We start from the raw sequence: 21,182 nt of genomic DNA, 5'->3' as shown, positions 1-21,182 counted from the left end.
GCGGAATGCACCACTGGATGGTTGTCTGAGGCTTATGTCCGATGCTCGGGTGCACACCAACGGAGACCAGGCACCCGACCCGGTGGACCCGCACCGGTGGTGGGCCCTGATCGTCATCGGGATCGCCCAGCTGATGGTCGTGCTGGACGCGACGATCGTGAACGTGGCACTGCCCTCCGCGCAGCGCGAGCTGCACATGTCGGACAACAACCGCCAGTGGGTCATCACGGCCTACACGCTCGCCTTCGGCGGGCTGCTCCTGCTCGGCGGGCGGGTGGCCGACCTCGTGGGCCGCAAGCGCACCTTCGTCATCGGGCTGATCGGTTTCGCCGTCGCATCCGGACTCGGCGGCGCCGCGGGCAGCTCCGGAATGCTCTTCGGCGCCCGCGCGCTGCAGGGCGTCTTCGCAGCCCTGCTGGCCCCCTCCGCGCTCTCCCTGCTGTCGACGACGTTCACCGACCCCAGGGAGAGGAGCAGGGCGTTCGGTGTGTACGGCGCCATCGCCGGCGCCGGGGCCGCCATCGGGCTGCTGATGGGCGGAGTCCTCACCGAGTATCTGGACTGGCGCTGGTGCCTGTACGTCAACATCCTGTTCGCCGGGGCCGCGGTGCTGGGCGCACTGACGCTGCTGCACGACCGTCCTGGGCACGCGGAGGCACGGCTCGACCTTCCCGGAGCGGTGCTGGGCTGCGGGGGCCTGCTCGCGCTCGTCTACGGAGTCAGCGAGGCCGAACCCCGCGGCTGGGGCAGCGCGATGGTGCTGGGGCTGCTGTGCGGCAGCGGGCTGCTGCTGGCCGCCTTCGTGCTGTGGCAGGCCCGGGCGCGCACTCCGCTGCTGCCGCTGCACATCGTCAAGGACCGCAACCGTGCGGGCAGCTTCCTCACCATGGGCATGGCCACCCTGGGGATGTTCGGGGTCTTCCTGTTCCTGACCTACTACATGCAGGGCATCCTCGGCTACTCGCCGCTGCGCACCGGACTGGCCTATCTGCCGATCAGCGGCGCGATCATCCTCGGCTCCACCCAGATCTCGGCCCGGCTGCTGCCGCTGGTCCCGCCGCGGCTGCTGATGGCGCCGGGCATGCTGCTGGCGGCGGCGGGCATGGCCGTGCTGACCCAACTGGACACCGACTCCTCCTACGTCAGCCATCTGCTCCCCGCCGAACTGCTCCTGGGGCTGGGGCTGGGCTGCACGTTCATGCCGGTCATCTCCACGGCTACGCAGGGCGTGGCCGCGCGCGACTCGGGGGTCACCTCGGCCACCGTGAACACCGCGCAGCAGGTGGGCGGGTCCATCGGCACCGCGCTGCTCAACACCGTGGCGACCAGCGTCACCAACCACTACGTCCGCGACCATCTGCACGATCCGCGCATGCGCCGGACGGTGGTCCGGGAGGGCGTGGTGCACGGTTTCACCACCGCGACCTGGGTGGCGGTGGGCGTGATGCTGCTCGGCGCGGTGCTCGCCGCGGTACTCGTGAACATGCGGCCCATCCGGTCCGAGCCCGCCGCGCCGGCAGCGCCCGGCCCGGCCGCGGAGGGCTGAGCCCTCACCCGGCCGGGCCGGGGCCCCGCGCACTCGGCGGCGGACGGCGGACCGGTGGGAACCCCCGGGGTCGAACGGCGCGGCCCGGCGTGCCGGTTCAGTCGCCGCGCCGGGCCGCCCAGACGGTGCGTACGGTACGGACGGCGAGGTCGTGGCGGCGCGTGATGCTGTGCGGGCCACCGGTGTCCAGCAGCCGGTCGAGTGCGGCGAGGTCCTCCGCGGGGAGCGCGTCGGCGAGACTGCCGCGCATGCGTCGCAGGCTGCTCAGCGCATAGGCGGCAACGGCCTCGTCGCGGGAGCCCGCGATGTTCACCTCGAGGGTGCGCTGCCCGTCGAGCGCGAATCCGGCGGCGGTCAGCTTCGGCCCCCAGTCGGCGCCGCGGTGGGGCATGTGCGCGGCGTGGTGCCGGTCGTTCGCCGCATGGCAGCGCTCTTCCAGACCGGGCCGGTCCTCGGGCGCGTCGGGCGGCAGAAAACGGGGGAAGCCCGCCAGCTCGACCACGGCGAACAGCCCGCCGGGCGGCAGCACGTCGTGGATCCGGCGCAGTGCGTGATCGGGGTGGGCCATGTGGTGCATCGAGGCGGAGGCCCACACCAGGTCCGGGGTGCCCAGACCGGGCCAGTCGGCGTCGTCCAGGTCGGCGCGCACCGGGTGCACGCGCTCCGCCACGCCCTGGGCACACGCCTTCTCCCGGAGGCGTCGCAGGTGCTCGGTCGAGGAGTCGACGGCCGTGACGTGGGCGTCGGGGTAGCGGTCGAGGAGGGCGAAGGTGCCGGCTCCCGTGCCGCAGCCGAGGTCCGCGATCCGGCGCGGGGGCGCTTCGAGGGGCAGCCACGCGGTGATGGTCGCGAGGTGTTCGGCGAGGACCTTAGCGTCCAGGTCGAGGAGCTCGGCCTGATCGTGGTCCTGGGGCTGGTGGGCGTCGGAGGCGTCCCGACGGGGCGCGGACGCGTAGGTGTGCGGCATACCGCCACGCTAGGACGGCCATGCGAGTACGGCACGATTCCTTTCGGGATACGCAAGCCGAGGGCACCGTGGACTGCCGAAAGCGCAAGGCCGCCGGGACACGCAAGGCCGGCCCTGCGGGGCGCCGGCCCCGGCGGGCGCTATGCGTCGCGCTCGCCGCGGTCCCGCTGGTGGCCCCGGCGGGCGTCGCGGTCGAAGATTCCGAGGATCTCGCAGGGGCCGCCGTCGGCTCCGATGGCGTGCGGCAGCATCGTGGGGAACTCCGCGGCCTGGTTGGTCTCGACCCGCAGGCGGCGGTGTCCCAGCAGCAGGACCGCGGTGCCGGAGAGGACGACCAGCCATTCACGGCCGGGGTGCGCGCGCATCCGTGCGGGATTGTCGGGGGGCGGGTCGGTCATGCGCTGGCGCACAACGGTCACGCCCGGGTCGCTCTTGAGCGGCCACTGCAGCATCCCGTGCGCGCTGTCGACGACCGGACTGGTGACGACGTCGTCGGAGGCGGTCTCCACCAGCTGGTCCAAGGTGGTGTCCAGGGCGCGGGCGAGGGTGACGAGGGTGTCCAGCGCCAGCCGTCGACGGCCGTTCTCGATGCGGCTGAGCGTGGACTGGCTCAGCCGGGCGCGGGTGGCCAGTTCTTCCAGGGACCAGCCCTGCGCCACCCGCATCGCCCTGATCCGTTTGCGTACCAGGCTGTCCAGCTCGCCATCTGTTTGCGTCATGGGCAATATCCTATGCCGAGAGTGCAAAGTCTGGTTAGCGTCGTGCACAGCGGGCCCGGAGCGGCCGGGCCCCGTACCTGGAGGAGGGCACGCACCATGCCTGGAACGACTGCCGGGACCGGCCCGCTCTCGGGGGAGACCGTCGACACAGTGGTGATCGGCGGCGGCGCCGCGGGACTGAACGGCGCCCTGATGCTCGCCCGCTCCCGCCGCTCGGTCGTCGTGGTGGACAGCGGCACACCCCGCAACACGCCGGCCGAGGGTGTGCACGGTCTGCTGGGCCTGGACGGCGTGCCGCCCGCCGAGCTCTACGGGCGGGGCCGGGAGGAGGTGCGGCGCTACGGCGGCGTGCTCATGCCCGGCGAGGTGTCCCGCGCCGAACCGGCCGACCCGTCCGCCGCGGGCGACCCGCGCTTCACCGCCACCCTGGCCGACGGCCGCACGCTGACGGCACGCCGGCTGCTGGTGGCCACCGGGCTGCGGGACGTACTGCCCGACATCCCCGGGCTCGCGGAGCACTGGGGGCGGAGCGTGGTGCAGTGCCCGTACTGTCACGGCTGGGAGGCGCGGGACGAGCCGGTCGGCGTCCTCGCCACCGGCCCGGCCTCCCGCCACCACGCGCTGCTCTTCCGGCAGCTGACCGAGGATCTGGTCTACTTCACCCGTGGCGCCGGGCTGGACGCGGACAGCCGCGCACGGTTCGACGCCCGCGGCATCCGGGTCGTCGGCACCCCGGTCGAGCAGGTCGTGCAGGACGGCGACGGCGGCATCGCCGGGGTGCGGCTGGCGGACGGCCAGGTGGTGGCCCGCCGGGTGCTCGCGGTCGCGACTTCGATGCGCGCCCGCACCGAGGGCCTGACCGGTCTGGGTCTGCCGATGGAGGACCTGCCCGAGGGTATGGGCCGCCGGTTCACCGCGGACGCGGCCGGGGCCACCACAGTGCCCGGAGTGTGGGTGGCGGGCAATGCCGCCGATCCGACCGCCCAGGTGGGTGCCTCCGCCGCAGCGGGCGCGCTGGCAGGCGCCCGGATCAATGCCGATCTGGCGGCCGCCGACACGGACGCCGCCCTCGCCGCTGCCGGAGCCGGCACCGCCGCGGCCTGACGACGACCGCGCACGCGGGCAGGCCGCCTCGCACCCGGCGGCCGGACACGCAGCCACTCCCCGGCGGGCCGGTGGGCATACCGCGTCGGCCGAACCGTCGTACTACAGCGGGAGGATGAAGCCGCACGGCCGCTCGGGCGCACTACCGCGTGCGGACGAGGCGGACACCGAACCGCGGCGGAATGCCCGGACCGGGGCGGCACCGGCATGCTCGACGCACACCCGGCAGAAAGCCAGGATCACCAGAGGTGACCGCGTCAGGAGGAAATATGTCCAAGGTCGGAGTGTTGGCGGCGGCACTGGCGGCAGCGGCCGTCCTCACCACCGGTTGCGGCGGCAGCGCCGTCGCCGCCGGGCAGGATGCGGCGTCCGCCCGCAGCAGTACGTGCGCGACCGTGTGGACCAGCAACGGCAAGGGTTCGATCCGCGTGTGCTGGTCCTGGTACCGCAGTTCCGGTGGCGGCTCGTACTACGGCAGCTACTGGGGCACCTTCTACGACCACGCCAAGGACGGGAAGTGGGTGATCCTCCAGGCGAAGTGGGCGGGCAGGGGATGGAAGCCCGTCCAGACCGCCGCCAACAAGGGTACCTTCTCCGCCGACTACCGGGGACTGAAGGGACTCACCTTCCGGGCCTGTCTGACGGGCGGCCACTGCGGCAGCCCCGCGGTGTGACCCGGCACCGGAGCGGACCGCACGGGGTGGTGCGGCCCGGCGGCCGCACCACCCCGGCGCGCTCACCAGCCCCCGTCGTCGAACTGGTCCAGCAGCGTGTCGGCCGGCAGCTGCTCGGCGAGGCGCGCGGAGCCGCCGCCGCGCAACTGCTGCTCGGTCCAGATGACCTTGCCGCCGGGGATGTAGCGGGTGCCCCAGCGCTGGGCGAACTGGGCCACGAGGAAGAGACCGCGGCCGCCCTCGTCGGTGGTCGAGGCGCGGCGCAGGTGCGGGGAGGTTCCGCTGCCGTCGGAGACCTCGCAGATGAGGCTGTCCTCGTCGTGCAGGAGGCGGACCTGGATCGGCTCCTTCCCGTACCGGATGGCGTTGGTGATCAGTTCGCTGAGGATCAGCTCGGTCGTGTGCCCGATCTCCTCCAGGCCCCACTCCCGCAGCCGCGCCGCGCACTCGGCGCGGACCGGGGCCACGGCCGCCGGGTCGGGGTCGACCTGCCACTTGGCGACCTGGTCCGGGGCGAGCCTGCGGATGCGGGCCACCAGCAGGGCGACGTCGTCGCAGGGGTGGGCCGGCATGACGGAACCGGCGACCGCGCGGGCCGTCTCGTCCGGGCCCGCGCCCGCGGTCTCCTCCAGCACGGAGCGGAGGATCTCCAGACCGGTGTCGATGTCCCGGTCCCGGCTCTCGACCAGGCCGTCGGTGTACAGGACGAGCTGGGCGCCCTCGGGCAGGTGCAGCTCCGTGGTCTCGAAGGGGTGGCCGCCCAGACCGAGCGGCGGGGAGGCGGGAACGTCCGCATAACTGACCGTGCCGTCCGGATACACCACCGCGGGGCAGTGGTGTCCGGCACGGGCGAGGGTGCAGGAGCCCGTCACCGGGTCGTACACCGCGTACAGGCAGGTCGCTCCGGCCACACCCTCGTACTGCCGCCCGCTCGGGTCGGCGTCGCTCTCCTCGTCGTCGATGCGGGCCACCAGCTCGTCCAGGTGGGCGAGCAGTTCGTCGGGGGGCAGGTCGAGGGTGGAGAAGTTGTGCACGGCGGTGCGCAGCCGCCCCATCGTCGCGGCCGCGTGCAGTCCGTGCCCCACCACGTCGCCGACGACCAGCGCGACGCGGGTGCCGGAGAGCGGGATGACGTCGAACCAGTCGCCGCCCACGCCCGCCTCCGCGGGCACGTAGCGCCAGGCCGCCTCCAGGGCCGCCTGCTTGGGCAGCCCGCGCGGCAGCAGGCTGCGCTGCAGGGTCACGGCCATGGCGTGCTCGCGGGTGTAGCGGCGCGCGTTGTCGATGGCCACGGCGGCCCGGGTCGCCAACTCCTCGGAGAAGGAGACGTCGTCCTCGTCGAAGGCCGGTGAGTCGCCGCTGCGCCAGAAGTGCGCGATGCCCAGAATCACTCCCCTGGCCCGCAGCGGGACGGTGATCAGCGAGTGCACGCCGAACTCCAGCGTCCGCCGCGCGCGCTCCGGATCGTGCCGCAGCCACTCCTCCGCATGGTGCAGATCCGCCTCCAGCACCGCCCGCTCCGCGTCGAGCGCGCGGGCCTGCGGAGAACCGGGCCGGAAGACGATGGCCTCCCCGACCTCGTAGAGCGGGAGTCCCTCGGGCCGTTCGCCGACCGCCACCCGGCGCACCCGGCGCTGAGCCTGCGGCGCCGGTTCCTGGCCGCGCACCACCTCGTCCAGCAGGTCGACGGCCGCCAGGTCGGCGAACCCGGGCACCGCCACCTGGGCCAGCTCCCGCGCCGTGCGGGCCACATCCAGCGTGGTGCCGATCCGCACCCCCGACTCGTACAGCAGCTTCAGCCTCTCCCGCGCCACCTGGGCACGGCCCGACACGGCCGACAGCTCCGTGGTGTCACGCAGTGTCACCACGGAGCCGAGCGCTCCCCCGTGCCGGGAGGTGGGACGTATGTTGACCGCCAGCAGCCGGTCCCCGGACAGCAGCACCTCGTCGGTGACCGGCTCGCCCGACACCAGCAGCCGTGCGATGCCCTCGGCCAGGTCCAGTTCGCCCACATGCCGCCGCTCGGTGCCGGGGGGCAGGTCCAGCAGCCGGCGGGCCTCGTCGTTGGCCAGCACGAGGCGCCCGTCGGCGTCGAGGATGAGCACGCCCTCCCGCACCGCGTGCAGCACGGCGTCGTGGTGCTCGTACATCCGCGTCATCTCCGCGGGCCCGAGGCCGTGCGTCTGGCGCAGCAGCCTCCTGGAGACCAGGGCCGTCCCGCCGATGACGGCCACCAGGGCGACGCCGCCCGCGCCGAGGATGATCGGCAGCTGCTGGTCGGTCATGCCCGCGACGTTGCGTACCGCCAGCCCCGCCGACGACAGGCCGACGATGGTGCCGTCGGAGTCCCGGACGGGCACGACGGCTTGCACGACGTTGGTGTCCCCGCCGGTGCGCGGGCCGGTGACCCGCTCCACCGTGGTGCGGCCGCGGAGCGAGGGCTCGATCGTGCCGACGAACTTCTTCCCGATCAGCGACGGATTGGGCTGGGTGTAGCGGATCCCCTTCCGGCTCATGAGCACGATGAAGTCGACACCGGCGTCCTTGCGGGCGGCCTCGGTGCGCGGCTGGAGCTCCCTGGCCGGATGCGGGCCCCGCATCGCCTCCGCCACCCCCGGGGCGTGCGCGAACGCCTGGGCCACCGCGACCGACTTCTCGCGGGCCCGGCTCGTGGCGTCCCGCTGCGCCTGCACGACCTGGGCCGCCACCGCCGCGGCGACCAGCAGCAGGACCAGGACGACCTGCAGCACGAACACCTGACCGGCCGCGCTGCGCAGGCGGAGCAGCGAACGGCCCTTGTCCGCGGAGCGGGTGGCGGGCCGCGCCGGCCGGTTCCCGGGGCGGCGGAGAGGCAGTTTCATGACTCATTCCTAACACCGCGCCCCGTCCACCAGTGCCCCTGTGTCCCACTGGCCGCGTCCGCAATGCGCCGCAGGCGCCTTCCGCGGTGGCCGGACCGCGTGCCGCACGCCTCTTGCCGGGGCTCGGCCGCTCCCCCATGATCGGCGCCATGGCAGTCACGGGGGCAGGCGGCGCGGCGGCTTCGCCCCTGCCGCGCCGGGTGCGCGTCGGGTACGGCCTGGGGTCGCTGTGCACGGGCACCTTCGCCACCGTGCCGGGGCTGATCCTGCTGTACTACCTCACCAATGTGCTCGCCGTCCCGGCCGCCGTGGCGGGTGCCGCGGTCTTCCTGCCCAAGGCATGGGACATCCTGGTCAATCCGGTCGTGGGCGCCGCCTCGGACCGCAGCACGCTGCGCGGCGGACCACGCCGTCCCTTCCTGCTCATCGGCGCCTGCACGCTGCCGCCGGCCTTCGCGCTGCTCTTCGCCGCGCCGCCGCTGCGCGGAGCGGCGGCCGCAGGATACGTGGCGCTGCTGTTCCTGCTGGCAGCCACCGCCTACGCGGTCTTCCAGGTGCCGTATGTGACGATGCCGGCCGAGATGACCGAGGACCCGGCCGAACGGGGGCGGGTGCTGGGCTGGCGGGTGGGCTTCCTCGGCGCGGCGATCCTGGTGTCCGGGGCGCTGGCTCCGGCGCTGGCGCACCGCGGCGGAGGCGGCCCGGGCAGCTACCGGACGATGGGCGTGGCAGTGGCGGCGCTGCTGGCGCTCGGTATGTTCGGCGCCTGGTTCTGCACCGCGCGGGCTCCGGCGGTGGCCCGCAGCCGGGCCGAGCCCTCGCTGCGGGCCCAGTTGGCCGCGGCGCGCTCGCACCGGCCCTTCGGCTTCCTGGCGGGGATGTGGACGCTGCAGGCGCTGGCCGTCGGGGTGATGCTCGCCGGGGTCCAGTACTTCGCCACCTACACGATCGGCTCGGCCGCCGCGGTCACCTCGCTGTTCGGCTGCCTGATCGGTCCGCTGGTCCTGGCGATGCCGCTGTGGAACCGGCTTGCTGACCGGTGTGGGGTACAGCGGGCGCAGTGGTGCGCCTCGTTGCTCTTCCTCACCGGGGCGCTGCTGCTGGGCCTCACCCCGCTGGCCGGTACGGCGTTCGGCCACGGGGCCGCGGCGGTGGTCGGCATCGCCTACGCGGGTCTGCAACTGCTGCCGCTGACGATGCTCGCTCAGACGCTCGCCGCTGACGCCGTGCGCACCGGCAGACGACGGGCCGCGACCTTCACCGGGCTCTGGACGGCGGCCGAGACCCTGGCGTTCGCCCTGGGCGCGGGGGTGTTCGCGCTGCTGCTGGCGGTCACCGGCTTCCGCTCCTCGGACGCCGACCGGTTCGTCGCCCAGCCCACCGCCGCGCTGACGGCCATCACGCTGGGCATGAGTGTGCTGCCCGCCGTGTGCGCCGCGGCGAGTCTGCCGCTGCTGCACCACTACCGGGGGGACGAGGCGGCGGCGCGGCTGCCGTCCCCCGCGGCGCCCGTACCCACCGCATCCGCATCCGCGCAGAAGGAGCCCGGCCGTGCCGACTGACCCCACCCGCCTGCCGTCCGACGGCCGGTCCGCGCAGCAGGTACTCGCCGAGCTGCGGACACTGCGCGAGGCGGACGCACCCACCCGGGGCGGACGCACCTTCGCCTACGTCTACGACGCGGGGCGCGCCGAGGTGGACGGACTCGCGGCTGCCGCCTACACGGAGTTCGCGACCGTCAACGGCCTCGACCCGACCGTCTTCCCCAGCGTGGCGCGGCTGGAGAACGACGTGGTCCGCGCCGCCGCAGCCCTGCTGGGCGCACCGGGCACCCAGGGGACGTTCACCAGCGGCGGCACCGAGAGCATCCTGCTCGCCGTGAAGGCGGCCCGGGACCACGCCCGTGCGGCGCGCGGGATCACCGCGCCGCAACTGGTCCTGCCCGCCACGGCGCACGCCGCGTTCCACAAGGCCGCGCACTATCTGGGGCTGGAGGCGGTCACGGTTCCGGTCGACCCGGCCACCTTCCGCGCGGACGCCGCCGCGATGTCCGCCGCGCTCACCGACCGCACGGCGCTCGTGGTGGCCTCCGCCCCGTCGTACGCGCACGGGGTACTGGATCCGGTGGCCGGGATCGCCGCGTCGGCCGCCGCGCGGGGCGTGCTGTGCCATGTCGACGCCTGTCTCGGCGGGTGGCTGCTGCCCTGGCTGCGCGGCACCGGGCACCAGGTACCCGCTTTCGACCTCACGGTTCCCGGCGTCACCTCGCTCTCCGTCGACCTGCACAAGTACGCGTACACCGACAAGGGGGCCTCCGTCGTCCTCTACGCCGATGCGGAGCTGCGCCGCCACCAGTACTTCGCGCACGCGGCGTGGCCGGGCTACCCGGTGGTGAACCCGACCGCGCAGGGCACGAAGTCCGCCGGTCTGCTGGCCCAGGCGTGGGCGGTGCTCCAGCACGTGGGCGAGACGGGGTACACCGCGCTGGCGGCCCGGGTCGCGGACGCCTCGGAGCGGCTGCTGGCGGGGCTGCGCGGGATCGACGGGGTGCGGGTGCTGGGCGAACCGGTCGCGGGGGTGGTGGCGTTCACCGTGCTCGGCGGGGCGAGCGGCGCCGAGCCGGATCCGGGCCTCGTGCTGCATGCCGCCGACGAGATGCGCGCTGCCGGCTGGTACCTGCAACCGCAGCTCTCCTACGCGGGCATGCCGCCCAACCTGCACCTCACCCTGACCCCGGCGACCGTGGACCGGGTGGAGGGCCTGCTCGGGGATCTCGCCGCCGCGCTCCGCACGGCCCGCCGGCTGCCGCGCGCCGCGGTCGACCCGGGGCTCGCCGAGCTCGCCGCCGGGCTGGATCCGGACCTGCTCGGGCCGCAGGAGGTCGAGGCCGTGCTCGCCCATGCCGGACTGGACGGCGAGGGTGGGCTTCCGGCCCGGACCGCACCTGTCCTGATGCTCCTGGACGCGCTGCCCGGGCCGCTCAAGGAAAGGCTGCTGAAGGAGTTCCTGGGCACCGTCTTCAGGGTGTGAGGGCCGGCTCCCCGCTGCGGGGCCCGGCGGTGCTCCCCCGCGGCCCGGCGCCGGTGCTCGGCACGTCAGGCGCCGACCACGTGCCAGTGCTCGGTGAGCCGGCCGTCCGCGACCCGGTAGGTGTCGGCGAACGGCACCGGGCGCTCGCCGCCTTCGAGCGTGGACCGTACGGCGACGTAGCCACCCGCCGCGATCGCCTGGTGCGGGTGGAAGGCCGCGGCGGGCCGGGCGTTCCACAGCGCGGTCAGCTTCGCGGCGACTCCCGTCCTGCCGGGGTCGCCTTCGGAGTCGTGGTCGACGAAGTCCGGTGCCAGGAAGCGCCGGACGGCGGAGATGTCGCGGTCGCCCGAGAGCACGGTCGAGAAGAAGTCGAGGACCAGTTCGGCATCGCGCCGCGCGCTCTCGGTGTCAGCAATGATCACGTCACAAAAGTAGCAGTGGGTGAGCTGTCGGACAGGACCGCGGCGGCCGCGCCTCGACAGCCACCGGGCGGCGGAGCCCTCGGCGGGCCGGAAGCTCTGCGGCGGCGTCGGCTCCTCCCCGGCACCGCCCGTCGGCGTCGGGAGTCCCCGTCGGCGCGTCGGGCACGGCCCGTACCGTCAGCGGTGGGGTACGGGAGGAGCGCCATCTCGCTGGGCGTTCTTGACAGCACGCGCCACCTGCCGCTGCTGCTGGGCGGTGAGGCGGGTGACGCGGCGGGAGCGGGTCTCGCCGCGGTCGGAGAGGAACGTGCGCAGCAGGTCGGTGTCCTTGTGGTCGACGCGGGTGATGCCCGCAGTGTCCAGCGGGTTCGGTCGGGGGCACGGGCCTTGCGGGCGCCGGGGCGCTGAGCCATGGGGAGTCCTTCGCTTGCGGGGCGGGGGGCGCTTGGGTACGTCAGGGAACGGGGTCGAGGAGGGCGTCGAAGGCGGGTGGCAGGTGCTTCCACGCCTCGCGCCCCGCGGCGAACTCCGCGTCCGTCAGCAGGCAGGACTCCAGGACCTCGGCCAGCCCGTCCCGGTCCAGGCCGGGAGCGGTGAAGACAAGGTGCTGGCAGCGGTCGCCGTGTTCGGGGTGCCAGTCCAGCGCAGCGGCGGCGCGGTGTACCGGGGGCACCATCTCCCAGGCGGCGTCGGGGAGGGCGGCCAGCCAGGGGCCGACCTCCTCGACGCACAGCGCCCCGCCCGCCGCGTCCCAGGAGAGGAGGGTGTCGGGCCGGTCGGCGAGCCAGAAACGGCCGCGGCTGCGCGCGGCGGCGCAGGTGAGTTCCTCCAGCGCCTGGTAGAGCCGTTCGGGGTGGAAGGGGCGGTCCCGGTGCCATACGCAGGTGGCGACGCCCGCCTCGTCGGCTGCCTGGGGCAGCAGCGCGCACGCGGGGTGCTGCGCGGCCGCGGCGGCCTCGGCGTCGAAGCCCGCCAGGGCTGCCGCCACCAGTTCGCCCGAGGCGGCGTCCACCTGGCGTGCCGTGGGATGCAGTTGGGCCAGCAGCGCCCGGTCCTCCTCGTCGGCGGGCCACTCCTCGTCCTCCACGAGTGCCAGCACGGCGGCGTATTCGAGCTGCCTGGCCCAGGTGTCGGCGACGGTGCGCCGGTCGGACGGTGCCGCGGCGAGACCGGCCTCGGCGAGATCGTCGCCGTTGGCGAGGAAGGGCAGCACGAGGGCCGGGTCGATCGCCGTGATGACGCCGGTGAGTTCCAGCACGCCGTGGCTGTGCGCGGCGACGACCTCGGCCATGGCCCTGGGCTCCACCGAGTCCCACAGTTCGACGACGGCGCAGCGGGTGGTGCCGTCGCCGGCCAGCCGGGTCAGCTCCGGGATCAGGTCCTCGCGGAGTGCGCAGCACGCACAGTTGTTCACCAGCGGCGCCTCGGAGGCGCTGCGCAGGCCGTCGCGGTCGCGGACCGTCCGCAGCACCGTGCCCTGTGGCCCGGCGGCGAGATCGTGGTGCAGGGAGACGCTGCCGGGCATCGAGGCGAGCAGCCGTCGGACGACCTCGGTGCGCGCTTCGGCGTGCAGTCCGCCGACCAGTACGACGGGGAGGGTGCGGTCGGCGGCCATCAGCGGGCTCCCCGGCGGCCGTGGCGGCGTTCGAACCGCTCGACCCGTCCGGCGGTGTCCAGGACGCGTGCGGCCCCGGTGTGGAAGGGGTGGCTCGCGGAGGAGATCTCGACGTCGACGACGGGATAGGTGTTGCCGTCCTCCCATGCGACGGTCGCGTCGCCGGTCATGGTGGAGCGGGTGAGGAAGGCGAAGCCGGTGTCGCGGAAGACGACAGGCCGGTAGGCGGGGTGGATTCCGGGCTGCACAGCGGTGTCCTTCTGCTGGGGTCGGTGCCAGGTGTGCGGGAGGGGGTCAGCGATCAGCGGGCTTCGCGGAAGTCGACGTGCCGGCGGGCGACGGGGTCGTACTTGCGCAGCGTCAGCCGGTCGGGAGTGGTCCGGCGGTTCTTGCGGGTCACGTAGGTGTAGCCGGTTCCGGCGGTGGAGGTGAGCTTGATGATCGGGCGGAGTTCGTCGCGTGCCATGAGACCAGTATATGGAAATGGTTACCATTACCAAGTCTGCTCCACCGAGAGAAAGGTCTCCCATGTCCGCCCACTGCCAGTTGACCGGCGCACAGCCGGTGTTCGGCAAGTCCGTCTCCCACTCCCATCGGCGCACCAACCGGCGCTTCGACCCCAACATCCAGCGCAAGCGCTACTGGCTCGCCGATGAGAACCGTCACGTGCGCCTCACCCTGAGCGCGAAAGGGATCCGGACGGTCGACGTCATCGGCGTCGAGGCCGCCGTCGCGCGGATCCGCGCACGAGGAGGAAAAGTCTGATGGCCAAGCAGAGCAAGATCGCCAAGAACGAGAAGCGCAAGGCGGTCGTGGCGCGGTACGCACGGCGCCGGGCCGAGCTGAAGGAGATCCTCCGCCACCCGGGCTCCACACCCGCCGAACGCGGGGCCGCGCTCCGGGAACTGCGGCGGCAGCCGCGGGACGCCAGTGCGACGCGGGTACGCAACCGGGACGGCGTCGACGGCCGTCCCCGCGGCCACCTGCGGGCCTTCGGTCTCTCCCGTGTCCGTATGCGCGCGATGGCGCACGCGGGTGAACTCCCCGGAGTGACCAAGTCCTCCTGGTGACCTCCTTCTGAGGGGCGCGCCACCGCGCCTCCCCGCACCCGGGGGGCGCCCCTCACCCCGCGCAGCGGCAACGGGGCAGAACCGCGCGGCCCCGCACGGGGCCGCGCGGGGCCGGTGCCCGGCGGCGCCCGACGGGACACGCCGCCGGCCCGCGGCGTGCGCGGGCCGGGCGCCGGGTCAGCGGGCGAACTTCGCCACGGCGGCCGGGGTGACCGGCGTGAAGAAGTTGACGAGGTTGCCGTCGGGGTCGCGGAAGAGCAGCGCCCGATTACCCCAGGGCATGGTGGTGGGCCCGGCGACGAACTCCTCCACCAGGCCGCTCAGGTTGCCGTGCACCCGGTCCACGTCCTCGACGAGGAACTCGATGATCACGCTGTGGTTCGCCGCGGGACGCGCGGAGTCCGGTGCGAACATCGGGACGGTGCGGGTACCGCCGATCGCGAGGGTGGCCCTGGGGGTGACGAGTTCGGCGAACTCCTCGGTCGCCCAGGCCGCCGACACCCCGGTGGCCCTCTCGTAGAAGGCGACGAGGCGCGCGACGTCGCCGGTGATGATGCGGATCGAAACGAAGTCCACGGTGTTCTCCCAAGTCGGTGAAGTGCCGGTGAAGCGGCTGCGCTGCGCACGCTAGGACAGATAGCGGACGGAATCGGTCCGGTATGCGCGCTAGGCTGCCGCCATGTCTCGACCCACCGGGCGCGTGCTGACCCTGCTGGAACTTCTGCAGTCGGGCGGCATCCGGCCGGTGGCCGAACTCGCCGACCGGCTCGGCGTCGACGGCCGGACCGTGCGGCGGTACGTGGGCCAGCTGATCGACCTGGACGTACCCGTGGAGACGGTGCGGGGCCGCTACGGCGGATACCGGCTCGCCCCGGGGCACCGGTTGCCTCCGCTGATGCTCAGCGACGACGAGGCCCTCGCCGTGCTGCTCGGCCTGGTCGCCGGGCGCCGGGCGGGGCTGACGACGGCGGCGGGCACGGCCGGCGAGACCGCGGCGGCCAAGGTGCGCAGGGTGCTGCCCAGGCATGTGGCCCGCAGACTCGACACGGTCCTGGAGTCCCTCGCCTTCACCTCCGCACCCGGCGAGTTCACCACCCCGGACGCCGAGGTCCTGCTGACCGTGGCCGACGCGGTACGCCACCGCCGGCCGCTCTCGATCGGATACCGCGACCGCCACGGCCGGCACAGCGAACGCACCCTGCACGCCTACGGCATCGTCGCCCACGCGGGCCGGTGGTACGTCTCGGGCAGGGATCCCGGGGCCGAGCAGGACCGGACCCTCCGCCTCGACCGCATCGAGGGCGCCCGGCCCCTGCCCGGCACCTTCGGGATCCCGGCCGGGACCGACCCGGCGCAGCGCGTACTGGACGGTTTCGCGACGGCCGAGTACCGGTACGAGGTGGTCCTGCGGATCCACGGGACCGTGGAGCAGATCCGCGCCGGTCTGCCCGCCTCGGTCGCGCGCCTGACGGAGCCCGCGGAGGGCACGGACGCTCCGGCCGAGCGGTGGCTTCGGGCCGAGCTGCGGGTGGCGGAGCTCGGCTGGTTGCCGCCCGTCCTCGCCTCGCTGGACCGGCCGTTCGTCATCGAGCGCCCCGCGGAGCTGCGTGACCTCGTCACAGCGCTCGCCGACCGCCTCTCGTCCTGCGCGCGGAACACCTGACCCCCGGGCCGCCCGGCCGCGACCGGCCGGTGCCCCGGCCCCGCGAGGGGAACGCGGTGGACGGTGGCCGTGCCGCCCGCGAACGCTTCCCCCGGGAACGGAGAACGTACTGCCGGGAGCAGCGAGTTGCGCGGTCCGACACCGGATCCCCGCCGCAACGGACCGCCGCATGCGCCCCGTTGTGAACTTTTCCCCGGCCTCCGGCATCGAACTCGTACGGCACGGGGCGGTCCGGGCAGTGACTCCCCCGCATCCGGCATGGACACACGATGGGATGATCAGGGCGTGGCGGCGATGAGCGAACGAGAGCAGCATGCGGTGCGGGCGGCCCGGAGGGCCGCGGGGGGCAGGTCCGGAAGGTCGCGCGGCACGGGGGGCGCGCGGCTCGCGGCCGGGCTCGCGGTGGGACTCACGGCGGCCCTGCTGAGCGGATGCGGCGAACAGGCGGCTGACGCACCCGAGAAGGTGGCCGGCGAAGCGGCCCCCGTGCCCGGCGACTCGTCCGAGGACAGCTCGCGGAAGGAGAGCGGCACCTCCCCCTCGCCCTCGTCCCGCACCCGGGACGGTGGCAGCGAGAACTCCGGCAAGGAGACGTCCGGTTCCTCGGGGAAGAGCGAGGGGGCGGGCTCCTCCGGAGGGCAGGGCGGTCCCGATGGCGGGACGCCCGAGATCGGCCCCTGCAAGACCTCCGGACTCGACTTCAGCACCTCGCCCGGCATGGCCCGGGGCAGCTTCCTGGTGAACCTCAAGAACACCACCGCCACGGCGTGCACGATGCACGGATACCCCGGGGTCGACCTGCAGAGCGAAGCGGGCACCATGAACGCCGCCCGGAACGGCGTCGCCGCCCCGACGGTCCGCGTCAGCCCCGGTGAGTCGACCCGGTTCACCCTGCACTACCCGCCCAACGACACCGGCGGCAGCGGCGTGGACGTCACCGGCCTCGTGGTCACTCCGCCGAACGAGACCAGCTCGCAGACCCTGCCGATCAGTTTCAACCTGCCGGTCTCCGAAACCACCGAGTCCGGGGTCACGGTCGGCCCCGTCGGCGCCGGCAAGTGACGGCACCGGGCGGCGTGACCGGGCCGGGGACGGCTCAGACGACCAGGACCCGGCGCCCGCGGGTATGGCCCGCCTGGCTGTCGATGTGCGCGGCCGCGGCCTCGGCGAGCGGGTAGGACTTCTCGACCGGGATGTGGAGCTTTCCCTGCGCGATGAGGCGGCCGGCCTCGGCCAGCGCCGCCGGGACGCTCCCGGCCGTCCCGGAGAACCGGACACCGAACTCCGGTGCGGCGAGGTCGGCGATGGAGACGACCTTCCGCGCGTCCCCGGTCAGCTCGACGAGTTCGGCCAGGACGCCCGCACCGGCGAGATCGAGCGCCGCGTCGACGCGGCCGAGTCGCCGGACCCGCTCTGTCCAGCCCGCGCCGTAGGTGGTGGCGGTGGCGCCCAGGCCGCGCAGATAGTCCTGGTTCGCCGCCCCGGCCGTGCCGATCACCGCGATGCCGCGGTCGCGGGCGATCTGCAGCACGGCCGAGCCGACTCCCCCGGACGCGCCGCTGACCAGCAGGATCTGGCCGGGCCGCACCCCGACTTCGCGGATGATGCGCAGCGCGGTCTCCACGACGGAGGGGTATCCGGCCGCCTCCTCGAAGGTCAGACGCTCGGGTATCGGGGCCCAGGCCGAGAGCACGGCGAACTCGGCGTAGGTGTCGGCCCCCTCGCCGAACACCGGGTCCCCGGCCTCGACGCCTTCGACGCCCTCGCCGACCTCGTCCACCACTCCGGCGGCGTCCAGCCCGACTCCGGCGGGCAGTTCGATCGGATGGGCCTGCAGGATCTGCCCCTCCCGGATCCTCCAGTCGACGGGGTTCACACCGGCAGCGCGGACGGCGACCCGCACTTGGCCGGGACCCGCGTGGGGCTCGTCGGCGTCCACGAGACGCAGCACTTCCGGACCGCCGAACTCGGCGAAGCTCACTTTTCTCATGAGGCAGACCGTAGCACTAACGGTTAGTTTTCCGAAACGGTTAGGGTTTCACATCTGGTAGCTTCAGCGCATGACCACGCCGCCCGGACGCCGCGAACGCAAGAAGGCGGCGACCCGTCAGAAGATCGCGGACACCGCCCTCCGGCTGTTCCTGGAGCGCGGATACGACGCGGTGGGCATCCGCGAGGTCGCCGCCGAGGCCGACGTGGCCGTCACCACGCTCTTCTCCCACTTCGCCTCGAAAGAGGCGCTGGTGTTCGAGCAGGACGCCGACTTCGAGCAGCGCCTCGTCCGGGCGGTCACCGACCGGACACCCGAGGAGCCCCTCGTCTCCGCCCTGCGCCGGGAGATCCACGCCCTGGTGCGGCACTGCACAGCCGACAGCGCCTCTCCGGTCTGGCACATGATCGACTCCTCGCCCGCGCTGCGTGCGTACGAGGAGTCGATGAGGCTGCGCCACGCGGAATCGCTGGCGGCGGCCATGGCAGCGGACCCCGGCCTGGCCCGGACCAGCACCGCCTGCCGGACGCTCGCCAGGTTCACGGTCGACGCCTACTCACTGGCCCGCGAGTCGGCCGATCCGCAGGCGGCGGTGGACGAGGTCTTCCGCATGATCGAGGCGGCCTGGGCGGTCACCTGACCTCCCGCGCCCGCCGTCCACCGGTGCGGCAGCTCAGCCGCGGTAGACCTCGAGCGCGGTCCGGACGAAGGAGCGGATCAGCGGATTCCGGTCGCCCTGCTTCCACGCCACCACCACACGGCTCGGCGGCAGGTCGGTCAGCGGCACCCCGGTCAGCCCCTCCGGAGGCCGGTGTTCCAAGAGCGTCATGCCCACCGTGCCGTTCCACAGGACGGCCTGCCGGCACTCCTGGACGGTGCGCACCACCGGCCCCTCACGGCGCTCGCCTCCGCTCCAGTACGCCTGCCAGCGGGAGTCGGTGCCTGCCGGAAGAGGAACCAGCGGCGGTCCGCGACCTCGGACGACCGCAACCGCCCCCGGCGGGCCAGCGGGTCGTCGCTGCGCAGCAGCGCTCCCACCGGGTCGGCACGCAACTCGCGCACGGCCAGGCCGGTCTCGTCGAACGGGGCGCGGGTGAGGGCCAGATCGACCAGGCCCCGGTGCAGCCCGCAGGTGGGATCGCTCAGGTCCGTCTCGCGGAGCCTGACCTCCAGCTGCGGATGGCGCCGGCGGCAGGTGGCGGCCAGCCGCCGTACAGCGGGGTCGGCGCTGTCCCCGAGGAGTCCGACGGTGAGGACGGCGGCACCGGACGCCGCGGCCACCCGGGCGCGGGCCCGGTCGGCCCGGGCGAGCAGCCTCCGGGCGTCGTCGAGCAGCACCTCTCCCGCCGGGGCGAGGGAGGCACCCGAGGACGACCGGTGGAGGAGCACAGCGCCGAGCTCGGTCTCCAACTGCTTGATCGCCCGGCTCAGCGGCGGCTGGCTCATGTGCAGCCGGGCGGCCGCCCGGCCGAAGTGGAGTTCCTCGGCGACCGCCACGACGTAGCGCAGCGTGCGTAGCTCCATGCTGCGACGATACTCCCGCGGTATCGCGGGTGCGGAAGAGGTCTTGGACGCAGGCGGCGCCCCGCCCGTGGAATCGGGGCATGGCTGACGAACCGAAGAACAGCGCCCCGGCAGCCGACCCCGCGGTATCGGTGGTCGGTCCGGACGAAGGCGAGACGATCGCGCTGGGCACCACCCGCATGCGCATACTCGAGGACGGCAGCACCACCGGGCACCGGCTGGGGATCGCCGAGTCCGTCCTCGCTCCCCGCACCGCCGGCCCGCCGCAGCACCGCCACGCGGAGCACGACGAGGGCTTCTACGTCGTCTCCGGCACCGTGCGGTTCACGGTCGGAGAACAGGAGCACGACGCGCCGGCGGGAACACTGGTGATGGTCCCGCCGGGAGCCCCGCACACCTTCGCCAACATCTCCGACCGGCCGGCCGTGCTGCTCAGCGCCTTCACCCCCGACCTCTATGTGCAGTACTTCCGGGACCTCCGGGACCTGGGCTCCGAGGACGCGGCGTCACCCGGGGCACACATCCGGACGATGAGCCGGTACGCCACAGAACCGGCCACCGACTTCGCCCCCGGCGCCGGCGGCCCGAAGTCCATGCATCCGTTTGCTCGGTGACGGTATGTCAATTTTCATCAACCGTCCTGGAGCGGAACTGTGAACGTCGCATACTGGCTCGTCGCCGGTCCACTCGCCCTCTTCTCCTTCTACGGGGGCGGAGCGAAAGCGGTCCGGAGCCGCGCACGGCTCCGGCCGATGATGGCCTGGGTGGACAGTGTGCCGATGACGGCCGTCCGGGGGATCGGGCTGCTCGAAGTGCTCGGTGCGCTCGGGCTGGTGCTGCCGCCCGCGACCGGCATCGCACCCTGGCCGGCCCCGGCCGCTGCCCTCGGATTCACGGCCCTTCAGATCGGTGCGATCGGTGTCCATCTGCGGCTCGGGGACCGCAGGATCGCGCTCAGCCTCACGCTCCTGTGCGCCGCTGCCACCACCGCCTGGCTGGGGACTGCATGGCTGTGAGCACCGCTCCGCGGACCGTCAGCGCGCCAGCAGCTCCCGGATCGCCTCCGCGATCTCCTCGGGAGCTTCCTCCGCCATGAAGTGCCCCGCGCCGGTGAGACGGTGGTCGAGGTCGGGCGCCCACGCATGCCACACCTGTGCGGCGTCGTAGCCGAGCCGCGCTCCCCAGTCCTGCTGGACGACGGTGACGGGCATCGCGAGCTGGGAACCGGCGTCCAGGTCCGCCTGGTCGTGGTCGACGTCGACACCGGCGGACGCCCGGTAGTCGGCCACGATCGAGGGCACCGCAGCGGCACTCGCCCGCAGGTACGCGCTCCGCACCGGATCCGGGATCGCCGCCCGGTCCCCCGCCCAGGCATCGAGGAAGGACCCGAAGAACGCGTCGGCGCTGTTGGCGATCATCGTCTCGGGCAGTCCCGGCGGCTGGGCCATCAGGAAGAGGTGGTAGCCGACCGCGGCCGAGACTCCCTGCAACACATTCCACATGTCCAGCGTGGGCACCACGTCGAGGATGCCGAGGTGCGTGACGGTCTCGGGGTGGTCCAGCCCGGCCCGGAAGGCGACGAGCGCGCCGCGGTCGTGACCGACGAGCGCGAACCGGTCATGCCCCAGCGCCGCCGCGGCGGCGACGATGTCGGCGGCCATGGTGCGCTTGGCGTACACGTCCGCATCCGCGGCCGCCGGCTTGTCGCTGGCGCCGTAGCCGCGCAGGTCGGGGCAGATCACCGTGTGCTCGGCGGCCAGCAGCGGCGCGACGTGCCGCCACATCAGGTGGGTCTGCGGGAAGCCGTGCAGCAGCACCACGGGGGTACCGCTCCCGCCGGTGGCGACGGAGAGGTCCACGCCCTCCGCACCGGGCACGCGGAGGTGGTCGAAGCCGGGCAGGGCAGGCAGAGCGGAAGCCATAGGGGTCCTTTCCCCAGGTCGGGTGACTGACCGGACCACGGTGCACCAGCCCGATGAGCAGCCGATCAGTACAGC

The 21,182-nt window shown here is 73.6% G+C and carries 22 protein-coding genes and 2 pseudogenes; 12 read left to right on the top strand and 12 right to left on the bottom strand.

Features of this window, described 5'->3' with window-relative positions:
* Positions 1-34: 34 nt before the first annotated feature.
* A complete protein-coding gene (locus tag ACFYMO_RS05980) occupies positions 35-1,546 on the top strand; it encodes an MFS transporter (protein ID WP_366772799.1) in 1,512 nt (503 codons plus the stop codon).
* 97 nt (positions 1,547-1,643) lie between these two features.
* Here the strand turns inward: ACFYMO_RS05980 and ACFYMO_RS05975 are convergent, their stop codons facing one another.
* Together ACFYMO_RS05975 and ACFYMO_RS05970 are read right to left on the bottom strand one after the other, a co-directional pair.
* Positions 1,644-2,513 (bottom strand): class I SAM-dependent methyltransferase, encoded by an 870-nt coding sequence (locus ACFYMO_RS05975; RefSeq protein ID WP_388544501.1) that lies wholly within the window; start codon positions 2,511-2,513, stop codon positions 1,644-1,646.
* Between the two features lie 140 nt (positions 2,514-2,653).
* Entirely contained in the window at positions 2,654-3,232 is a 579-nt protein-coding gene (locus ACFYMO_RS05970) for a helix-turn-helix domain-containing protein (RefSeq protein WP_388544498.1), read from the bottom strand.
* Between the two features lie 96 nt (positions 3,233-3,328).
* Between ACFYMO_RS05970 and ACFYMO_RS05965 the strand changes: the two genes are divergently transcribed.
* Positions 3,329-4,336 carry an NAD(P)/FAD-dependent oxidoreductase gene (locus tag ACFYMO_RS05965; protein WP_366772796.1) on the top strand — a complete coding sequence of 336 codons (1,008 nt, stop codon included), beginning with the start codon at positions 3,329-3,331 and terminating at the stop codon, positions 4,334-4,336.
* A 269-nt stretch (positions 4,337-4,605) separates the two neighbouring features.
* Positions 4,606-5,010, top strand: a complete 405-nt coding sequence (locus ACFYMO_RS05960) for a hypothetical protein (protein ID WP_366772795.1) — start codon at positions 4,606-4,608, stop codon at positions 5,008-5,010.
* A 62-nt stretch (positions 5,011-5,072) separates the two neighbouring features.
* On the opposite strand, the gene ACFYMO_RS05955 is transcribed toward ACFYMO_RS05960, so the two are convergent.
* Entirely contained in the window at positions 5,073-7,871 is a 2,799-nt protein-coding gene (locus tag ACFYMO_RS05955) for a SpoIIE family protein phosphatase (RefSeq protein ID WP_388544493.1), read from the bottom strand.
* 149 nt (positions 7,872-8,020) lie between these two features.
* Here ACFYMO_RS05955 and ACFYMO_RS05950 point away from each other — a divergent pair, with 149 nt between their 5' ends.
* On the top strand, positions 8,021-9,433 hold the full coding sequence (locus tag ACFYMO_RS05950) for an MFS transporter (protein ID WP_388544490.1): 1,413 nt from the start codon (positions 8,021-8,023) through the stop codon (positions 9,431-9,433).
* Positions 9,423-10,901 (top strand): aminotransferase class V-fold PLP-dependent enzyme, encoded by a 1,479-nt coding sequence (locus ACFYMO_RS05945; RefSeq protein ID WP_366772792.1) that lies wholly within the window; start codon positions 9,423-9,425, stop codon positions 10,899-10,901. The genes ACFYMO_RS05950 and ACFYMO_RS05945 overlap by 11 nt, the downstream gene beginning before the upstream one ends.
* 65 nt (positions 10,902-10,966) lie before the next feature.
* Here the strand turns inward: ACFYMO_RS05945 and ACFYMO_RS05940 are convergent, their stop codons facing one another.
* From ACFYMO_RS05940 to rpmG, 5 genes and pseudogenes are all read right to left on the bottom strand, one after another.
* Positions 10,967-11,323: a nuclear transport factor 2 family protein gene (locus ACFYMO_RS05940; RefSeq protein WP_366772791.1), complete on the bottom strand. Its 357-nt coding sequence runs from the start codon at positions 11,321-11,323 to the stop codon at positions 10,967-10,969.
* Positions 11,324-11,511: 188 nt separating this feature from the next.
* Positions 11,512-11,686, bottom strand: a pseudogene (gene rpsR / locus ACFYMO_RS05935) (30S ribosomal protein S18); the annotation flags it as partial.
* A gap of 91 nt (positions 11,687-11,777) precedes the next feature.
* Complete coding sequence (locus tag ACFYMO_RS05930) at positions 11,778-12,938, bottom strand: CobW family GTP-binding protein (RefSeq protein ID WP_388544486.1); 1,161 nt, start codon at positions 12,936-12,938, stop codon at positions 11,778-11,780.
* On the bottom strand, positions 12,938-13,186 hold the full coding sequence (locus ACFYMO_RS05925) for a type B 50S ribosomal protein L31 (protein ID WP_366772789.1): 249 nt from the start codon (positions 13,184-13,186) through the stop codon (positions 12,938-12,940). Before ACFYMO_RS05925 ends, ACFYMO_RS05930 begins: the two co-directional genes overlap by 1 nt.
* A gap of 53 nt (positions 13,187-13,239) precedes the next feature.
* A complete protein-coding gene (gene rpmG, locus ACFYMO_RS05920) occupies positions 13,240-13,404 on the bottom strand; it encodes a 50S ribosomal protein L33 (RefSeq protein ID WP_366772788.1) in 165 nt (54 codons plus the stop codon).
* A 62-nt stretch (positions 13,405-13,466) separates the two neighbouring features.
* Here rpmG and rpmB point away from each other — a divergent pair, with 62 nt between their 5' ends.
* Both rpmB and rpsN read left to right on the top strand, forming a co-directional pair.
* Positions 13,467-13,703 (top strand): 50S ribosomal protein L28, encoded by a 237-nt coding sequence (gene rpmB, locus ACFYMO_RS05915; protein ID WP_366772787.1) that lies wholly within the window; start codon positions 13,467-13,469, stop codon positions 13,701-13,703.
* Positions 13,703-14,008 carry a 30S ribosomal protein S14 gene (gene rpsN, locus ACFYMO_RS05910; protein WP_366772786.1) on the top strand — a complete coding sequence of 102 codons (306 nt, stop codon included), beginning with the start codon at positions 13,703-13,705 and terminating at the stop codon, positions 14,006-14,008. Before rpmB ends, rpsN begins: the two co-directional genes overlap by 1 nt.
* A gap of 177 nt (positions 14,009-14,185) precedes the next feature.
* Here the strand turns inward: rpsN and ACFYMO_RS05905 are convergent, their stop codons facing one another.
* The gene (locus ACFYMO_RS05905) at positions 14,186-14,584 is read right to left on the bottom strand and encodes a VOC family protein (protein ID WP_366772785.1); all 399 of its coding nucleotides are present in this window, start codon (positions 14,582-14,584) and stop codon (positions 14,186-14,188) included.
* Between the two features lie 103 nt (positions 14,585-14,687).
* On the opposite strand from ACFYMO_RS05905, the gene ACFYMO_RS05900 reads away from it, so the two are divergent.
* Both ACFYMO_RS05900 and ACFYMO_RS05895 read left to right on the top strand, forming a co-directional pair.
* The gene (locus ACFYMO_RS05900) at positions 14,688-15,671 is read left to right on the top strand and encodes a WYL domain-containing protein (protein ID WP_366772784.1); all 984 of its coding nucleotides are present in this window, start codon (positions 14,688-14,690) and stop codon (positions 15,669-15,671) included.
* 294 nt (positions 15,672-15,965) lie between these two features.
* Positions 15,966-16,733 (top strand): DUF4232 domain-containing protein, encoded by a 768-nt coding sequence (locus ACFYMO_RS05895; RefSeq protein WP_388544480.1) that lies wholly within the window; start codon positions 15,966-15,968, stop codon positions 16,731-16,733.
* 34 nt (positions 16,734-16,767) lie between these two features.
* On the opposite strand, the gene ACFYMO_RS05890 is transcribed toward ACFYMO_RS05895, so the two are convergent.
* A complete protein-coding gene (locus ACFYMO_RS05890; RefSeq protein WP_388544477.1) occupies positions 16,768-17,661 on the bottom strand; it encodes an NADP-dependent oxidoreductase in 894 nt (297 codons plus the stop codon).
* A gap of 70 nt (positions 17,662-17,731) precedes the next feature.
* Between ACFYMO_RS05890 and ACFYMO_RS05885 the strand changes: the two genes are divergently transcribed.
* A complete protein-coding gene (locus ACFYMO_RS05885) occupies positions 17,732-18,301 on the top strand; it encodes a helix-turn-helix domain-containing protein (protein ID WP_366772781.1) in 570 nt (189 codons plus the stop codon).
* 33 nt (positions 18,302-18,334) lie between these two features.
* On the opposite strand, the pseudogene ACFYMO_RS05880 reads toward ACFYMO_RS05885, so the two are convergent.
* Positions 18,335-19,185 (bottom strand): annotated as a pseudogene (locus ACFYMO_RS05880) (LysR family transcriptional regulator).
* Between the two features lie 80 nt (positions 19,186-19,265).
* Between ACFYMO_RS05880 and ACFYMO_RS05875 the strand changes: the two are divergent.
* Positions 19,266-19,799, top strand: coding sequence for a cupin domain-containing protein (locus ACFYMO_RS05875; RefSeq protein WP_388544474.1), 534 nt, complete (start codon positions 19,266-19,268; stop codon positions 19,797-19,799).
* 39 nt (positions 19,800-19,838) lie between these two features.
* Positions 19,839-20,201, top strand: a complete 363-nt coding sequence (locus ACFYMO_RS05870; protein ID WP_388544471.1) for a DoxX family protein — start codon at positions 19,839-19,841, stop codon at positions 20,199-20,201.
* A gap of 18 nt (positions 20,202-20,219) precedes the next feature.
* Here the strand turns inward: ACFYMO_RS05870 and ACFYMO_RS05865 are convergent, their stop codons facing one another.
* Entirely contained in the window at positions 20,220-21,107 is an 888-nt protein-coding gene (locus ACFYMO_RS05865) for an alpha/beta fold hydrolase (protein ID WP_366772778.1), read from the bottom strand.
* Positions 21,108-21,182: the final 75 nt, after the last annotated feature.

Origin of the sequence: Streptomyces sp. NPDC007025 (assembly GCF_042869455.1) — a bacterium.
GTDB lineage: Bacteria > Actinomycetota > Actinomycetes > Streptomycetales > Streptomycetaceae > Streptomyces.
Note: the sequence above shows the minus strand (reverse complement) of the source record. Positions and strands in the feature narration are given on the sequence as shown.